Raw genomic sequence first — 16,026 nt, forward strand, 5'->3', positions numbered from 1 at the left:
ATCGCTGGCGAAATTTCTGTTGTTTTAACCAGGCCATGAAATCAAAACCGAATTCACAGCATAAGCATTAACTTCATAAAAACGCAGTCGTCAAAATACGTCAATCTGTTCATTTTTACCCGTAATTTTTTCACGGTTTTGCCTGTTGTCGGGTGAGTCGACTAATCTGTTAATTGAATTAACCGAGTGTTGTATGATTGGCAATTGCGATGCTAACGGCGTTCTTTCTGCAATATTACGAATAACAGCAGGTATGCATTTGCCGTTTTTCCAATCGTTAATGCAATGAACCATAAAATTAACTGCTATAAGTAGCGTTATTTTATTTAAGTAGGCTTATATGAACATAACGACCCGTGTAATTGTGCGAGCTGGTGGGCATTGTGAGTTGTGCGGTGCCAATGATGCACTGGGCGTTTATGCCATTCCTAACTCTGGTGATCGTTCCATTGAAGACGCCAGCGTTGCTGTGTGCAGCACTTGTGCGGATGTTCTCGGTCATGACAACCAAGCGCAAAATGAAAGCTACTGGCGATGTTTACAGCACGGCATGTGGAGCCCGCATCCGCCAGTGCAAGTATTGGTTTTGCGCCTTATGAACCAATTTAAGAGTCAATCGTGGGTTCAAGATGCGTTGGAATCGATGTTTATTGAAGATGAAACCCGTCTTTGGGCCGACGCAGACGGTGCAGGTGATGATTTAGAGCCCACATTGGATTGTCATGGTGTTGCGTTAAACGCGGGTGATTGTGTTGTTATTACTAAGGATTTGGCCGTAAAAGGCACCAGCTTTGTCGCTAAGCGCGGTACCGCAGTGAGAAATATATCGCTAACTAACAATCCCACTCAAATTGAGGGAAGAGTGAACGGAACTCGTATTGTTTTGTTAACTCAGTATGTTAAAAAGAGCCTGTAACGATCATTATTTCCACATATCCATTAGGACAGAGCTATGAAAATAAAAAAAATCTACAGCAATGACATCGCCCCAAATCCCAGACGCGTAGAAGCTGCCATCGCTTTCAAAGGCTTGGATATTGATATCGAAACGATTGACTTTGCCGCTCGCCAACAACTGACTCCAGAATATTTAGAGATAAACCCAGACGGTACGATTCCTGTGGTGATTATGGAAGATGGTCGCCAATTCACAGAGACAACGCCAATTTTGACGCTAATCGAAGAGCTTTACCCTGAAAAGCCCTTGTTTGGCAGTAATACTATCGAAAAAGTCGAGATTATGAGCTGGATGAATAAAGTATTTCTACAGTGCTTTATTCCATTGGTTGAGTGTTTACGTAATGGTCATCCGATGTTTGAAAACCGAGCGTTGCCAGGGCCGCGTGAAGTCGCACAAATCCCGGCGTTGGCTGAACGAGGCAAAGAACGCCTTGGTTTTTTTTGGGATAAAGCCAATGCAGAGCTTGCCGATAAGGCTTTTCTCGTCAACGATTCTGCCAGCCAAGCTGACATTGATTTAATGGTGATGTCGACCTTTGCCAAAATAGCTAAATTGGCACCGCAGGAGGGTAAGCACGATGCGCTGCGTGCGCACACTGAACGAGTGAAAAGTTTACTTGGCTAATTGCATTTGTTGCGGGGTATAATCCACTGCATCATCGATAAAAGGCGCTGAAATACAGCGCCTTTTTGTTAATTACTTTTTTAATTTAGATGTTGAAAACGCATGTCCCGAGTTAACCTGATTTACGCGCGCGCAAAAAACTATTGTATCGGTGTCGACGGAAAATTACCGTGGCATTTACCGAAAGAATTTTCGTGGTTCAAAAAAATTACGATGGGTTGCCCTGTTATTATGGGGCGCCGAACTTATGAGGATCATAAATCGGTATTACCCGGCCGTTTAAATATCGTTATTACTCGCCAAAAAGATTATCAGGCTGTTGAAGGAATTCATCTCGCTGCAAGTTTGGAAGAAGCGTTTGAGCTTGCCAAAAAAGAATCTGAAGATATTTTTGTTATTGGTGGCGTTCATTTTTTTCAAACCGCTTTTCCGTTTGCCGATCGCGTATTTGAAACCGTGGTCGATGCCGAAATTGATGGTGATTCGTATATTCCAACATTCGATTTTAGCCAATGGCAAAGTTCCGAATTGGCAGTGAGCGAACCGGATGAAAAAAATCGTTACGGTTTTACGGTGTACGAAAGAAAAAGGGGTTAGCCGCCGAATTGTTCGAGCGGGCGATTCATCATCGCTAAACTTTTAAGATACGTTTGTTGAATGATTAAGGCATCGGTGCTTGCGCGATGCCGTCTTACATTTAATTCCTTAGTGACGATTTCCTTTGAGTGTTGCCAATGCGCCATTTGTTCATCTGGGAGAATGGCCTCCAGAGGGCTGAGCGAAAATAAAGGTTTAATTCGCGAAGCAATAAAGATCCGATCAAGCCAGGGTTTGTCCACAACCCAGCAATCGCTGTATATCTTTTTTCCCTCTAATAATTCATTCAGTTCTTTAGCAACGTCTTTAATAGAATGTCCTTGTTGATCGAGCATTTCGCGCTTAATGCCGTGAACATTTTCAGCATCAATACACCAAAACTGCCACGCGGGAATCGGCTTTATCAGTCGCGAAAATCGCTGTCCGTTTGATTGCACCAATCCGATTTCGATGGGATAGCTTTCAGGCCCAAAGCCTGATGCTTCGATATCCATGATGTTGGGGGGAATCACCAAGATTCTGACCTCTGAATAATGCGTGGGAATTAAGCTTGGAATATTCAGAGTAGAAGTCAGAGATGAAATTTGCGAACCGGCGGTTAAAGCGATTTGTAATAACTGGAAAGAGTGTTAGGAATCTCCGATTAACGTTAACGCAGAGGTTATTTGTATTGGTGTTAATCAGAGATTTCTTGTGTAGATCTATTTACCAAAATAGATGCTTTACTGAATAAGTTTATACTCTTCGTTCAGCGCATCTAGAATTTCTTGGCGTGGGTTTTCTGGTTTGTAGAGTGGCGAGCCAATGATTTGTTCGGCCATGTTGGTGTAAACACCAGAAACTTCCAACATGATTTCTGCAGGTAGTTCATTGTTTTTCGCTAAGCTTTCGCGCTCGTCCATTCTGTCTTTATTTAACAAAATGTCTGGATCAGGAAAATAACTCAACAATTTTTGTCGGAATAATTCTTTTGAGTTTTCAACAACGTTACCGTTGCTAAATTCTGCCGCGTCCCACAATCGTGATGAATCAGGTGTGCCGACTTCATCCATGTAAATCAGCTGGCTGTTGCCATCGGCATCATCGACGTAGCCAAATTCAAATTTGGTATCAACGAATATCTGGCCGATTTTATCAAGTTGTTTGCTGATCACGGAGAAGCCTTGTTTTAGCAAGGTTTCGTAGCGAGAGATATCGTCTAAATGTTCGAAGCCAAAGCTTTGGTAGTGGCGTTCAATGTCGGCTCTTGCGATGTTCACGTCATCGGCTTCGGGAACACCGGCCAAACCTTTTAGAACGCCCTTGGTCGACGGAGTGATGAGTAATTCTTCTAAACGTTGGTTTTGGCTTAGGCCTTCTTCAAGGCGTTGACCACAAAATTCGCGTTCGCCTTTGGCGTATGCACGCCACATTGATCCGGTAATGTATTGGCGCGCAATGGCTTCAATTTTCACGGGGCGGGCTTTCTGGACAATCCAAACCAGCGGATGCGGAACGTCTAAAATATGACTGGGTGCGAGTCCTTCTTGTTTGAAGGAATCAAACCAAAAGCTCGCGATACTATTGAGCGCAGCCCCTTTACCCGGCACGCCGTGAAGACCATTTTCTCCGTGCCAAATGCAATCGAAGGCGGAGAGTCGATCGCTGATCACCATGACCGCGAGCTGGGCGTTGCTCGCCACCGGGTAGCCGCGTTGATTGATTAAACGCGCGCTGTCTTCGTCAGATAACCAATAGACAGAGCGTACTTTGCCGCTGTGAACGGGCTGGTCGGTGCGAATTGGAAGGTCGTTATTATTGGCGAGAATCTTTTGAGCTAAAGTCATGATGTGGGTTTGTATCGATATGAGGGTGAAAACACACTATTTTAACAGAAGCCGTCAACAATACTCTATTGTGCGAATCGATTAAGCGGATGAAGGATTTGATGTTTCTTCGTCACAAATGCGGGGCTTTGGTCGGTATTTTTCGTGCATTCGTTGTTGGTTTTTAGCATTATTGAATGGCAGTTGTAACGCTTAAGTTGCTTTTAAGAGTTATTAATTACGGTACTTAGGCTCTGGGAATTTAGCTTTCTCATGGAGGTGGCGGTGAATCGTAGGCAGTTGTTGTTGGGTGTGACTACGTTTGTAGTTGCAAGCCAGCTAAAAATTCCAAGTTTATGGCGAAATGAGTCTGACCCAGCACTCGTTGAGAGTTACGTCGGTCGCGGCGGCCCTGTAACGCGTGGAGTTCGGCCACAACCTGTGGATATCCTGTTGAGCGATAACGAAGCGCCGTCGTTGATTGCGCCTGTTTCTGATCTTCGCTCGTTATCTGATCCCAACTTGAAGTCCGAGCAGGTTCCTATTTTAGAAGATGTCGGCCCGGCTACGCTCCAAAAAACCTCAGAAATCCGCAAGGTTGCACAATCAGTCTCTGAAAAGGTGCGAGACTTTTCCCTCGATTTTACCGACGATATTTTTCTCGCCGAAAATCAGCATTCGGTGCTCGATGACACCTTGGCCCGTTTGGGACGATTGCAGTCTCTGGTGGGTCATGGTCACTTCAATGTCATCGATTTTGACCAAGCCCGAGCTTACGCCAAGAATTATTCCGATGTGGGTAAGTTTACCGAAGCGGAGTTGGCTTTCATTGAGCAGATGTTTGAGACAGATGCCAGCGACTACGGCTTTTTTGGCGAAAAGGTGAGTGATGCTTTGACCCAATCAATTAAAAAGTCAGAAGTGTATAAGGTTCCAGGTAGCGGTCATTACCTGTATCGCGACGAATCTTTGGCCCATTACGAGAAATTGGTTAAGGATGTTGGTGACGATGTCATTCTGACCTCAGGCATTCGATCGAATGTGAAGCAAATCCATTTATTCTTGGCTAAGTCTAAATCGGTGTCTTATAACCTATCGCGAGCGTCGCGATCACTGGCGCCACCGGGATATTCATTTCATGGCATTGGTGATTACGATGTTGGTAAGAAAGGCTGGGGCGCGTTGAACTTCACGGGCGATTTTGCCAAGTCAGATACCTTCAAAAAAATGCAGGATTTAGGTTACATTCAAATTCGTTATCTGCCAGAAAATGAACTGGGAGTTCGTTTTGAGCCTTGGCATATCAAGGTAGTTTGAGTGGCTGATACTGGCTGTGCGAACCTAATGATTAGCGCCTGAAAGTCGTTACGTGAATTGGCGACTGTTCAAGTTTTCGGGAGGCTCAATGTCTAAACCGTTGAGCTTCATCGTTATTTTTCTTTAATTTACCCTTTTTCTTCCCTTCCTAGCTTTCCGACCCTGGCTGTTGATTTTTGAACACTCTGTCTTAATTTTTGCAGGTTTTTAGGTTGCTTCTTTTCTAAATCGGCCGTTTGTTTGAAGCCGTTATCGTTATCGATCTTTCTAATTATTATTCGCTACCATACAAATATTACAATAATATTAAAATATAGTTGTCGCATTGACTAAGGTCATACAATGTATATACTAAATATAAACCAAAGCGGTTTGATATTCATATGTAAATAAAAAATAGCCGTGAATATGGCGGTGATTATCAATTTTTGGGTTGTTCCAGGAGGGTAGTATGAAGTCAAAGTTAACATTGTGGATGGCAGGTTTGATGTTCTCTTGTTCGGCAGCGTTTGTAGCGCAGGCTGAAGAAGCCATGCCAACCATCAGCCATGACGATATTGCAGTTTTGGAGTGGGTAGATCCAGTTTATCCCATGGCCGCTGTGAAAAACGGCGTACAAGGTTATGTGCTGTTGTCTTACGATTTGAACGCCAAAGGCAAACCCGTTAACGTCAAAGTTATTGAGGAATTTCCTCGCCGGACTTTTGGTGTTTCCGCTAAACGTGCCTTATTAGCATCTAAATTTTCGGCAACTGATAAAAGCGACGAAACCGTTGAAGTGCAAGGTTTGGTTAGAAAGTACGTTTATGAGTTAGAAGCCGTACGTGTGGCCGGTCGAGTAACTATTGAGTAAATGGCTATTGAATAATCGCGTGTTGAATAGTTATTTGGGTGATGGATGGTTCTTAAGCTTAAAACGCTGTAAGAACCCTTAAAACAATAAGAACGACAATAGCTTCTCTTAATGCAGTGCCCGTATTAGAGCACTTACTTCATTAAAGCCGGAACAGTGTTTGGAATGGTACAATAGGTACGTGGAATATAGGTATGTGGAATAGATATTCCGTTATTAAAACATTCCGCCATTAAGAGAAGTTAAATTCTTAAACTGATTTGTCAGTCTAGCGCGCTAAATCGGAATTTCCTGTCTGTAAATCTAATCTTCCGTATCCGTTGAATGCTTCTTAATGAAGTCTCGAATGAAGTGTCGAATCTCTCTTGCGGCGCTGGTATCTAAATGCTCACACAAGTTAATAAATTCTTCTCGCTCTTCGCCATTGATACGAACGATCAACTGGCTGTCCTTCTTTTTGACTTTACGCTTTTTCTCACCGACTGCCATTAACCCCTCCGCAGTGTGCTTGCTGTATAAATCGAACATAAAATCAAAACCTCTCAGGCTAAGAGAGTGCAGGTCTTAGTCTGCTATTAATTGTATAGACATTGAGTATAACAATTAAAGTATTTATATGTCCGCTTTTTTTATGGTTGTTGCACCCTTTCACTGCTGTTGAAAGGGTGCATCGCTGTTACAAGTTGGCGATTTTTTCGCGTTGATCCACTAATTTTGCGAGCGCGGCTTGGTAGTCGGAAAGCTTGTCTTTCTCTTTTTGTACTACGTCAGCGGGAGCCTTACCCACAAATTTTTCGTTGTTGAGTTTGCCGTTAATACGCGCCACTTCTTTTTCGAGTTTGTCGATTTCTTTGTTTAGGCGAGCTAGCTCAGCGTCTAAATCGATCAACCCTGCCATGGGTACAAACACGTCCATATCAGCGGCCAAACCGGTGGCAGATAACGGTGCTTCTTCGCCTGTTTGTAACCAAGTGATGGTGTCGAGGTTAGCAAGCTTGGTTAAGAATGCTTGGTTGCTTTCGAGCTTGGCTTGGTTGTCGGCGTTGGTGCTCTGGAAGTAGACCGGTAACGCTTTCGCCTGGGATATGTTCATTTCACCGCGAATGTTACGAATGGTGGTGATGACCACTTTGAGCCACTCGATATCATCGATAGCATTCTGGTCGATCTTGCTGTTATCGGCCTGTGGATAAGTGGCGTACATGATGGTGTCGCCTTCAACTGCCGCGAGTCCTTTCACTTTCTGCCAAATTTCTTCGGTGATAAACGGCATGAATGGATGCGCCAAGCGAAGCACGGTTTCTAACACGCGAACGAGCGTGCGGCGAGTACCGCGTTTTTGAGCGTCGGTGTAATCATCACTGTTCAGCGCCGGCTTACACAGTTCTAAGTACCAGCTACAGTATTCTTGCCAAATAAAGTTATAGAGTGCCTGGGTCGCAAGGTCGAAACGGTAGGTTTCAATGCCTTCTTTCACTGCGGCTTCGGTTTGTTGCAGCAGCGAAATAATCCAACGATCAGCCTTCGACAATTCGTAATCGGTGGAATTGTCTTGTCCGCAATCTTGGCCTTCGCAGTTCATCAATACGTAGTTGGCAGCGTTCCAAATTTTGTTACAGAAATTGCGGAAACCTTCGATTCGGCCTACATCAAAGTTGATGTCACGACCGGTCGATGCCAATGAGTAATAGGTAAAGCGCAGAGCATCAGTACCGTAGCTTTCAATGCCGTCTGGGAATTCTTTTTTCGTCTGCTTGGTGATTTTTTTCTGCATCTGCGGCTGCATCATGCCGGAGGTGCGTTTGTCCAAGAGCGTGTCGAGATCAACGCCGTCGATCAAGTCGATCGGATCGAGCACGTTACCCTTGGATTTCGACATCTTCTGGCCTTGGCTGTCGCGCACTAAGCCGTGCACATAAACCGTGTGGAAAGGCACTTCTTTTTTGAAGTGCAGGGTCAGCATGATCATGCGTGCAACCCAGAAGAAAATGATGTCAAAACCGGTCACCAATACTGACGACGGGTGGAAGGTTTTCAGAAATTCGGTTTGCTCTGGCCATCCGAGCGTACCAAAGGTCCAAAGGCCGGAAGAGAACCAGGTGTCGAGAACGTCTTCGTCTTGGGTTAGGGTTACTGAGGCATCGATGTTTTCACGCTCGCGAATTTCTTCTTCACTGCGCCCAACATAAACGTTGCCTTGTTCGTCGTACCAAGCGGGAATACGATGACCCCACCAAAGCTGACGCGAGATACACCAATCTTGAATATCACGCATCCACGAGAAATACATGTTTTCGTATTGCTTGGGAACAAACTGAATATCGCCGCCTTCAACCGCTTTGATGGCTTCGTCGGCCAATGGTTGAGTCTTCACGTACCACTGATCCGTGAGGTACGGCTCGATAACCACGCCCGAGCGATCGCCGCGCGGTACTTTCAATTTGTGATCGTCGATTTTTTCCAATAAACCTGCGGCTTCGAAATCGGCAACAACTTGTTTGCGCGCTTCAAAACGATCCATACCGCGGTATTTTTCTGGCGCGTTATCGTTGATGTTGGCGTCGTCATCCAAGATGTTGATCATCGGTAGTTTGTGACGCTGGCCCATTTCGTAGTCGTTAAAATCGTGCGCCGGCGTAATTTTAACGCAGCCGGTACCGAATTCTTGGTCGACATAATCATCGGCGATGATTGGAATTTCACGACCCACTAACGGCAAGGTAATCGTTTTACCAATAATGTCTTGATAGCGCTCATCGTTGGGATTCACCGCAACGGCGGTATCGCCGAGCATGGTCTCTGGGCGCGTGGTGGCAACGGTTAGGTGTTGTAAAACCTTGCCATTTTCATCGGTTACCGGATAACGTAAGTGCCACAAAAAGCCGTTTTCTTCTTCGCTTAATACTTCGAGATCAGAAACAGCGGTTTTGAGTTTCGGGTCCCAATTCACCAAGCGTTTGCCGCGGTATATCAGTTTGTCTTCGTACAGTTTGATGAAAACTTCTTGTACCGCTTTATAGAAGCCGTCGTCCATGGTGAAGCGCTCGCGGCTCCAATCGGGAGAGGCGCCAAGGCGGCGAAGTTGCTGAGTAATTTGCCCACCAGAGTGTTCTTTCCAGTCCCAAACGCGGTCGATGAACTTTTCCCGACCCAACTCATGGCGGTTAGTGCCTTCAGCTTCCAACAAACGCTCTACAACCATTTGCGTGGCGATACCGGCGTGGTCGGTGCCCACTTGCCACAAGGTCTTTTTGCCGAGCATGCGGTTGTAGCGAATCAGCGCATCCATGATGGATTCCTGGAAGCCGTGTCCCATGTGCAAATAGCCGGTGACGTTTGGCGGTGGAATCATGATGCTGAATGGCTCTCCGTCACCTTGAGGTGCGAAGTAACCTTGGCTTTCCCAGTGCTGGTAAAGCGGCGTTTCAATTTCTGAGGGTTGGTAGGCTTTCGCCAGTCCAGTGGTTTGAGTCTCTGGCGTTTGTTGATCAGACATAATTACAGATATCTAAAGAAAATTTGAGGCACAAAAGTACGAATGCGCGTTGAGCGAAAAAAAGGGGCTCAGTATACCAAGGCGTCGATATAGCGCCTAGCTAGCCCGACAAAGATTCAGACTAAATAGCGGGTTAGTGTTTTAGCTTGTGCGATTTAATGGGGTAGCCGCGTTCGCGATAAAACTGAAACGTCTTTCGGCTGCGGGCGAGAGTGTCTTCGTTCTGATTGACGACTTCCACCAAGCGTTGAAAACGACTGAAGTGATTTTCAAGAACGCCCTCGGTGAGGTTGATCAGAACATCGTGGCAATGAGGGTGAGGTTGATTATTGGTCACAATAATCGCCTCGCTGGGTTGTTGGAATTTCTCGCCCAAATCGTGGGCGAGAAATGATTCCGGTCTGGCTGACCACAATTGCTGACTCACCAATTGACTGGTACTTTCATCTTCGGTGGCGATGACCAGCTGTCTACGCGCCTGGAAGATTTTCTCAGCCAGCTTAGAGACAAATGCTAAACGAGCGTTTTCGTCGGCGGAGCTGAGAATGTAAAAGTCGATATGAGTCATTGCAGTGTTGCCTTACGCTTTGCTGAGTAGGTATTCAGTCAGTAGTGGAACAGGGCGACCGGTTGCGCCTTTGGCTGCGCCAGATAAATGCGCGACACCTGCGATATCCAAGTGTGCCCAAGTGTATTCTTTGGTGAAGCGCGACAAGAAACACGCTGCGGTAACGCTGCCGCCTGCGGGACCGCCAATGTTAGCGATGTCGGCGAAGTTGCTGTCGAGCTGTTGTTGGTACTCGTCGAACAACGGCATGTGCCAAGCTTTGTCGCACACATCCATACTCAAACTTTGCAGTTCATTGGCGAAGTCGTCGTCGTTGCTGTACAAACCACACACGTGTTTACCCAGGGCAACAATGCAAGCGCCGGTTAGGGTGGCGATGTCGATGACAGTTTCTGGTTTGTAACGCTCAACGTAGGTCAACGCATCACACAATACCAAGCGGCCTTCGGCGTCGGTGTTGAGTACTTCAATGGTTTGCCCAGACATGGATGTGACGATATCGCCAGGCTTGGTGGCTTTGCCGTTTGGCATATTTTCAGACGCCGCAACCACAGCGACAACGTTTACAGAAGGCTGCAATTCGATCATGGCTTTCATAGTGCCGAATACACTGGCCGCGCCACACATATCAAACTTCATTTCATCCATCGCATTGCCAGGCTTTAAGCTGATGCCGCCGGTATCGAAAGTGATGCCTTTACCCACAAGCACGTGTGGCTTTTTGGTTTTTGCGCCGCCTTTGTATTCCATAACGATCAGATGGGCTTCTTCGTCACTGCCAGCGGATACCGACAATAGCGATCCCATTTTCAGCTCGCGCATGTCTTTTTCTTTCAGAATTTTAACGGTGAGCTTGGGCTGATTGCGAGCGAGGCTGCGCGCTTCTTTGGCAAGGAACGCCGGGGTACAAATGTTGCCCGGAAGATTACCGAGTTGGCGTGTGTAGTTCACGCCGATGCCAATACCCTGGCCGCGCGTCATACCGCCTTTAACGTCTTTTAGTGATTCTTTGCTGGCTGCGAAGACAACGGTTTTCAGCGGTGCTGGTTTGGCTTTTTCGGATTTGGTGGTGTCGTATTTGTAACTGGCGTGGGTAATCAGTTGAGCACCTTGGCAGGCAATCCAGTCGCTGCTGATGTCGCCCGCATCTATATCGTCAAAGGTGATAACCGCGGTTTTTGACGGGGTTGCCAACAACGATTTTGCCGCCGATGTCAGGGCTTTTTTCAATTTGTCGCTGGTCAACGCGTCTTGTTTTCCTAGGCCAACCAGTAATAATCGGCTTGCCGCTACGCCAGTGACGGCAGGAACGACCAAGGTTTTACCAACAGCGGGTTTGAAATCGAGAGATTTGATCAGGTTGCTGATGACATTGTCACAGGCGCTATCCACAACTTCAGCGCTGGGGGTGAGCGCTCCATCGTAAATGCCCAGCACGAGGCAGTCGGTTTTTACTTTGAGGGTGTCGAGGACTTTCGCCTGAAAATTCATATTGGTAATCCGTTGTTTACAGTCAAAATGAAAATTGAATAAGTTAAATTTCTACGTCAATGTGAACGAGTGTCTGCGGGGAACGCTCATCAAAAACTTTTATTTTTCGTTGGTCGTCGTTATTTCTGAAGAATATCTTTTACAATCTCATTCGGGACAAACGCTGTCATACATCGTTGTTGTCAACGTGAGAAAAGTGAAAAGATTGTTTAAAAAACGTTCTGGTTTGCGGTGCGGTTTGAGGAATCCGGTAAACTTCGCCAATCGACTGCAAATTACTTACAATTTTTCTTGTCTCAGAAAGACGCTATAAACCGGTAATTTACCATCGTTAACTTTGAAAACCGAATCTAAATATGACGTAACGTCAAATTAAACGACTTCTGTTTTCTTGCGCACGTAGCTATGACGAAAAAACTATTCTGGCTGCGTAAAACATTTGCATAATACACAATTGTATTTTTATATTTTGAACGAAGTGTTCCTTTGATTATTTTTCGCTACCTTTCAAGAGAAATTTTTACCAGCATGGCGGCGGTGAGTCTGGTTCTGGTATTTATTATTCTCAGCAGTCGATTTGGGCGATACTTGGCTGAGGCTGCCTCGGGCCGCATTCCCTCCGATATTTTATTTTCCGTGATTGCGCTTCGAATTCCGGTGGTGTTGGAATTGGTGTTGCCGCTGAGCTTTTTTATCGCGCTGTTGTTAGCCCTTGGTCGGATGTACGTCGACAGTGAAATGACGGCGTTGTTTGCCTGCGGATTCAGTAAAAAACGCTTGCTCGCTTATACGTTAGGCCCGGCAACTGGGGTGGCTTTGATGGTGGCTGCATTAAGTTTGTGGCTGAGCCCGCTAGGGTTGGATCATTCCAATACATTGTTGGAGCAAGCAAAAGCACGCAGTGAGTTCGAAACCTTAACACCGGCACAGTTTCAGTCGTTAGATGAAGGCTCTTCGGTTATTTATACTCAGTCATTGAGCGATGATCGAAAATCCATGTTCGATGTTTTTGTTGCCGGTGTCAGCGAATCTGAATTAGGCCCACAACTGACGCTTGTGAAAGCCAAAGACGGCGAACAAATCATTGTCGAACAATACGGTCGAAAGTATCTGCAAATCAATGAAGGCTCGCGAGTGGAGGGAATTCCGGGCACCAATAATTTCCGTATTGTTGAGTTTGATTCTTACGCGCAACAATTGGATGAACCGGAAATTCGCTACAAATCTGCCAGCGACCGCACGCCAACCCTGGAATTATTAGGCGATCCCAATCCTGACTCTCAAGCCGCACTGCAATGGCGTTTAACTTTACCCGCGCTGGTGTTTGTTTTGACGGTGATTGCCGTACCTCTGTCTTACACCAATCCTCGCCAGGGTCGTTATACGAAAATGATCCCCGCAATCTTGATTTATTTGGTGTATTTGGTGGCATTAAATGTTGGGCGCGGAGCAATTGAAGATGAAAAAATCTCTCAGGTCAGCTTTTGGTTGATTAATCTAATTTTCTTAGCAATAGGTTTGTTCTTGTTTTCAAGTCCCGATTTGCGTTCATGGTTTACTGGCAAAAAATCGAAGGTGAAACATGCGCAGGCTTAGTCGTTACGTTGGCAAAACCATTGCCGGTGCAATTTTTGTTGTTCTGTTGGTGATTGTCGGTTTAGACACGCTATTTTCTCTTATCGATGAATTCACCGATTTGGAAAATAACTACGGTGCAAAAGAGGCGTTTGCGTACACGGCATTGAGCATTCCGGGGCGGTTGTTTGAATTTATCCCGTTTTCGGCACTGATTGGTTGTTTGATTGGTTTAGGACTGTTGGCTGGAACCAGTGAATTAGTAGTCATGCGAGCATCTGGTATTTCGGTACTGCGCATCACGTGGCTGGTGCTTCAACCGGTTTTAGCGTTGGTGTTTGTCGGCGCGTTAGTGGGTGAATTTGTTGCGCCGATTACGGATCAAATTGCGGAAAGTAATCGAGCGATTGCCCGGGGTGACAGCCAGGTTGAAGATTCTGACGTTGGTTTGTGGAGTCGAGACGGCGATGAGTTTATGCATTTTAATGCCGTGCAATCGAACGGTAAATTGTTCGGTGTCAGTCGTTATTTATACGACCAAGACGGCAAGCTCCTGCGTTCAAGCCAAGCGGATTTGGCGATTTACACAAATGGCAGTTGGGTAGAAGAAAATGTGCGTGAGACCATTTTTTTACCGGATTCCGTTAATACCAAAACCTACGAAACTCGACCGTGGGATACTCGACTGACTCCGCAATTATTAAACGTTTTGGTGTTGCAAGAAGAGTCGCTGTCTATTCGCGATTTATACACTTACGCTGATTTCCGTGAGCAGCAAGGGTTGCCGACGCAAAAATATTGGTTGGTCTTTTGGGAAAAAGTATTACAACCGTTTGCCACAATCAGTTTGGTTTTAATTGCTGTTTCTTTTATTTTTGGCCCACTGCGGCAAGTGACCACAGGTTTCAGGGTTTTTACTGGAGTTATGGTGGGGGTTGCGTTTCGAACCAGTCAAACAATCTTAGGGCCATCGAGCTTGGTGTTTGGCTTTTCACCGCTCATTGCCGTTGCCATTCCTATTATTATTTGTGCTGCGGCAGGAGTTTGGGTTTTAGCGCGTTACCGGTAATTCAGGTGAAAAGAATCGAGAATTTGTTGGGTATTCTCTAAATACCTTTAACTGAAGGTTCCTCGATTCTTTTCGCTCAGTGTTTTTAGTGTATTGCCGCGATTGATGAAGGTTTATTTTTTTCGCTTTGGTAATTGCACGATTTTGGTTTTACTGAGGCGATCGTGTAATGTCAGATTGCTTGGATCAACCAGTTGCCAAAAATAGCCGAGTAAACCTGCCGCTAGGCTCAACGGCGCGACAATGGATCGAATGATACAGTGGCTCCAGCCTGGCTTTTCATCGTCTTGGGTTAAGATTTTAAGTCGCCAAGCTCGCATGCCTAACGTTTGCCCGCCACGACGCCAGAAATAACAATAAAAGGCGAAAATAACGAGCACCCAGCCAAAGAAACCAGCGGGCCCAAAATCCCCCAATTCCCCTTCGTTGAAGGTTTTCTGCAATATTTTTACCTGTACCAAAAGCGCGAGCGCACCGTACCCCATGCTGACTGCGGCGAGCACTAAATAGTCGTACACCAACGCGGCGAATTTTTTCCACAGCGGGGCGTTGGGGTAAGTATTTTCTGTTTCGGATGCGTTGGCGCTTGCTGACATTCTTGTTACCGGCGTGTTTAGAGGCGCCTAATCATAACAAAAGATGGTGTTTGTGCGCAGCCGCAGACGAAACAAGCACGAGCGTTTGTTTAAGGGGTTAATGTCAATTAGCGCTAAAATTCGTATTTAACAGAGACTTTGATGGAGTCGTCTTTTAAACGCATTTTGTAATCAAATTCGTTGATTTTTCCATTGCCGGTTGCGTCTGGTAATACGGTGTGGGCGAGCTTTCTCTGATGGAATGACTGCCAATAAGTTTTCAGGCTTGATTTTAGCAGGTTAGAAAAGAATCGACTGCCGCTTTCCAGTTCAATGTCGTGATAGGACTGGTAGATCCAGTTGTGGTTCATGAGTCGTTGTGTGGTATTCAAGCTGGTATCAAAAAAATGTGCTGCGGATATTTCTAGTGCGCTGTTGTCGAGGCCGTATGCGCTAAAGTGTCGATCTTCGCCTTTGCCTTCAATAATTGCACCTTTGACACGCTCGTCTGGGTATAAATAATCCGGTAAGAATATCAGCGATTGATTGGTTGTTTGTTCTGCAAATGAAAAGAGGGTGTGAGTGGAAATTAGAAAGGCGAGCGACATTGTCACGAAGAGCTTTATGAGGCATGTCTGATGTTGCCTGTCGCTGGCGGTGTTTAAGCAGTAAGTTTCCGATGTGGTGTATTCCTTGTTATTTAACCTAACCATGGCACTTTGTCCTCATATATCAGACCAAACGTAAACCTATTGTGGTTTTATCTAATTTATTATTTATTTAATTTATCGTTTTTGTACTCTACTCATTAATTGACGGTTGGCTAATAAACCTGTGCTGATGTTGTGTTCTCTTTTTGTTTGTCCCTACAAAAAAGCCGCGTAAATTTATCGCCGTGTATTGGTTAGTATGGGGGAGTTTCCGTAAATGCGCAGTAGTTTAATAATGGCGTTTTAGATTGATTTCTTATGAGGGCAAGCGGCAAAATTTTGGATTGTTTTTCAATATTTGTGTTGGTTTTTAGGGGGTATTTTTCAACAACTGTGCCTGAGATAGTGGTATTACTCTGAATATTATCGAGTTTTTGGGGTGATT

The 16,026-nt window shown here is 45.5% G+C and carries 15 protein-coding genes; 7 read left to right on the forward strand and 8 right to left on the reverse strand.

What is annotated here, in order from left to right:
• The first annotated feature begins 340 nt into the window (after nucleotides 1-340).
• The 3 genes from LU361_RS07705 (at nucleotide 341) to LU361_RS07715 (ending at nucleotide 2,182) form a co-directional block, all read left to right on the forward strand.
• On the forward strand, nucleotides 341-916 hold the full coding sequence (locus LU361_RS07705) for a PhnA domain-containing protein (protein WP_233088278.1): 576 nt from the start codon (nucleotides 341-343) through the stop codon (nucleotides 914-916).
• A 36-nt stretch (nucleotides 917-952) separates the two neighbouring features.
• Nucleotides 953-1,585 (forward strand): glutathione S-transferase family protein, encoded by a 633-nt coding sequence (locus tag LU361_RS07710; RefSeq protein WP_233088279.1) that lies wholly within the window; start codon nucleotides 953-955, stop codon nucleotides 1,583-1,585.
• A 102-nt stretch (nucleotides 1,586-1,687) separates the two neighbouring features.
• Nucleotides 1,688-2,182: a dihydrofolate reductase gene (locus LU361_RS07715; protein WP_233088280.1), complete on the forward strand. Its 495-nt coding sequence runs from the start codon at nucleotides 1,688-1,690 to the stop codon at nucleotides 2,180-2,182.
• On the opposite strand, the gene LU361_RS07720 is transcribed toward LU361_RS07715, so the two are convergent.
• Both LU361_RS07720 and LU361_RS07725 read right to left on the reverse strand, forming a co-directional pair.
• On the reverse strand, nucleotides 2,179-2,694 hold the full coding sequence (locus LU361_RS07720; protein WP_233089508.1) for a 3'-5' exonuclease: 516 nt from the start codon (nucleotides 2,692-2,694) through the stop codon (nucleotides 2,179-2,181). The two genes, LU361_RS07715 and LU361_RS07720, sit on opposite strands and share 4 nt — an antisense overlap.
• Nucleotides 2,695-2,904: 210 nt before the next feature.
• Complete coding sequence (locus LU361_RS07725) at nucleotides 2,905-4,008, reverse strand: phosphoribosylaminoimidazolesuccinocarboxamide synthase (protein ID WP_233088281.1); 1,104 nt, start codon at nucleotides 4,006-4,008, stop codon at nucleotides 2,905-2,907.
• A 264-nt stretch (nucleotides 4,009-4,272) separates the two neighbouring features.
• Between LU361_RS07725 and LU361_RS20290 the strand changes: the two genes are divergently transcribed.
• Nucleotides 4,273-5,304, forward strand: a complete 1,032-nt coding sequence (locus LU361_RS20290; RefSeq protein WP_233088282.1) for a M15 family metallopeptidase — start codon at nucleotides 4,273-4,275, stop codon at nucleotides 5,302-5,304.
• A gap of 451 nt (nucleotides 5,305-5,755) precedes the next feature.
• On the forward strand, nucleotides 5,756-6,157 hold the full coding sequence (locus LU361_RS07735) for an energy transducer TonB (protein WP_233088283.1): 402 nt from the start codon (nucleotides 5,756-5,758) through the stop codon (nucleotides 6,155-6,157).
• A 303-nt stretch (nucleotides 6,158-6,460) separates the two neighbouring features.
• Here the strand turns inward: LU361_RS07735 and LU361_RS07740 are convergent, their stop codons facing one another.
• The 4 genes from LU361_RS07740 to LU361_RS07755 form a co-directional block, all read right to left on the reverse strand.
• Nucleotides 6,461-6,685 (reverse strand): hypothetical protein, encoded by a 225-nt coding sequence (locus LU361_RS07740; RefSeq protein WP_233088284.1) that lies wholly within the window; start codon nucleotides 6,683-6,685, stop codon nucleotides 6,461-6,463.
• 148 nt (nucleotides 6,686-6,833) lie between these two features.
• Nucleotides 6,834-9,614 carry a valine--tRNA ligase gene (locus LU361_RS07745; protein ID WP_233089509.1) on the reverse strand — a complete coding sequence of 927 codons (2,781 nt, stop codon included), beginning with the start codon at nucleotides 9,612-9,614 and terminating at the stop codon, nucleotides 6,834-6,836.
• Between the two features lie 172 nt (nucleotides 9,615-9,786).
• A complete protein-coding gene (locus LU361_RS07750; protein ID WP_233088285.1) occupies nucleotides 9,787-10,221 on the reverse strand; it encodes a DNA polymerase III subunit chi in 435 nt (144 codons plus the stop codon).
• Nucleotides 10,222-10,233: 12 nt separating this feature from the next.
• Complete coding sequence (locus LU361_RS07755; protein ID WP_233088286.1) at nucleotides 10,234-11,712, reverse strand: leucyl aminopeptidase; 1,479 nt, start codon at nucleotides 11,710-11,712, stop codon at nucleotides 10,234-10,236.
• Nucleotides 11,713-12,198: 486 nt separating this feature from the next.
• Here LU361_RS07755 and lptF point away from each other — a divergent pair, with 486 nt between their 5' ends.
• Both lptF and lptG read left to right on the forward strand, forming a co-directional pair.
• Nucleotides 12,199-13,308 carry an LPS export ABC transporter permease LptF gene (gene lptF, locus LU361_RS07760; RefSeq protein WP_233088287.1) on the forward strand — a complete coding sequence of 370 codons (1,110 nt, stop codon included), beginning with the start codon at nucleotides 12,199-12,201 and terminating at the stop codon, nucleotides 13,306-13,308.
• On the forward strand, nucleotides 13,295-14,356 hold the full coding sequence (gene lptG, locus LU361_RS07765) for an LPS export ABC transporter permease LptG (RefSeq protein WP_233088288.1): 1,062 nt from the start codon (nucleotides 13,295-13,297) through the stop codon (nucleotides 14,354-14,356). The genes lptF and lptG overlap by 14 nt, the downstream gene beginning before the upstream one ends.
• Before the next feature lie 113 nt (nucleotides 14,357-14,469).
• Here the strand turns inward: lptG and LU361_RS07770 are convergent, their stop codons facing one another.
• Together LU361_RS07770 and LU361_RS07775 are read right to left on the reverse strand one after the other, a co-directional pair.
• Nucleotides 14,470-14,952 carry an RDD family protein gene (locus LU361_RS07770; protein WP_233088289.1) on the reverse strand — a complete coding sequence of 161 codons (483 nt, stop codon included), beginning with the start codon at nucleotides 14,950-14,952 and terminating at the stop codon, nucleotides 14,470-14,472.
• 113 nt (nucleotides 14,953-15,065) lie between these two features.
• Nucleotides 15,066-15,539: a hypothetical protein gene (locus LU361_RS07775; RefSeq protein WP_233088290.1), complete on the reverse strand. Its 474-nt coding sequence runs from the start codon at nucleotides 15,537-15,539 to the stop codon at nucleotides 15,066-15,068.
• Nucleotides 15,540-16,026 lie beyond the last annotated feature (487 nt).

This window comes from Sessilibacter corallicola (genome assembly GCF_021290925.1).
Taxonomy (GTDB): domain Bacteria; phylum Pseudomonadota; class Gammaproteobacteria; order Pseudomonadales; family Cellvibrionaceae; genus Sessilibacter; species Sessilibacter corallicola.

Excerpts from the sequence above, each read along its gene's own strand:
- LU361_RS07705 (WP_233088278.1), top strand. The coding sequence starts at position 341 with ATGAACATAACGACCCGTGTAATTGTGCGAGCTGGTGGGCATTGTGAG.
- LU361_RS07710 (WP_233088279.1), top strand. The coding sequence starts at position 953 with ATGAAAATAAAAAAAATCTACAGCAATGACATCGCCCCAAATCCCAGA.
- LU361_RS07715 (WP_233088280.1), top strand. The coding sequence starts at position 1,688 with ATGTCCCGAGTTAACCTGATTTACGCGCGCGCAAAAAACTATTGTATC.
- LU361_RS07725 (WP_233088281.1), bottom strand. The coding sequence starts at position 4,008 with ATGACTTTAGCTCAAAAGATTCTCGCCAATAATAACGACCTTCCAATT.
- LU361_RS07735 (WP_233088283.1), top strand. The coding sequence starts at position 5,756 with ATGAAGTCAAAGTTAACATTGTGGATGGCAGGTTTGATGTTCTCTTGT.
- LU361_RS07740 (WP_233088284.1), bottom strand. The coding sequence starts at position 6,685 with ATGTTCGATTTATACAGCAAGCACACTGCGGAGGGGTTAATGGCAGTC.
- LU361_RS07750 (WP_233088285.1), bottom strand. The coding sequence starts at position 10,221 with ATGACTCATATCGACTTTTACATTCTCAGCTCCGCCGACGAAAACGCT.
- LU361_RS07755 (WP_233088286.1), bottom strand. The coding sequence starts at position 11,712 with ATGAATTTTCAGGCGAAAGTCCTCGACACCCTCAAAGTAAAAACCGAC.
- lptG (WP_233088288.1), top strand. The coding sequence starts at position 13,295 with ATGCGCAGGCTTAGTCGTTACGTTGGCAAAACCATTGCCGGTGCAATT.
- LU361_RS07770 (WP_233088289.1), bottom strand. The coding sequence starts at position 14,952 with ATGTCAGCAAGCGCCAACGCATCCGAAACAGAAAATACTTACCCCAAC.
- LU361_RS07775 (WP_233088290.1), bottom strand. The coding sequence starts at position 15,539 with ATGTCGCTCGCCTTTCTAATTTCCACTCACACCCTCTTTTCATTTGCA.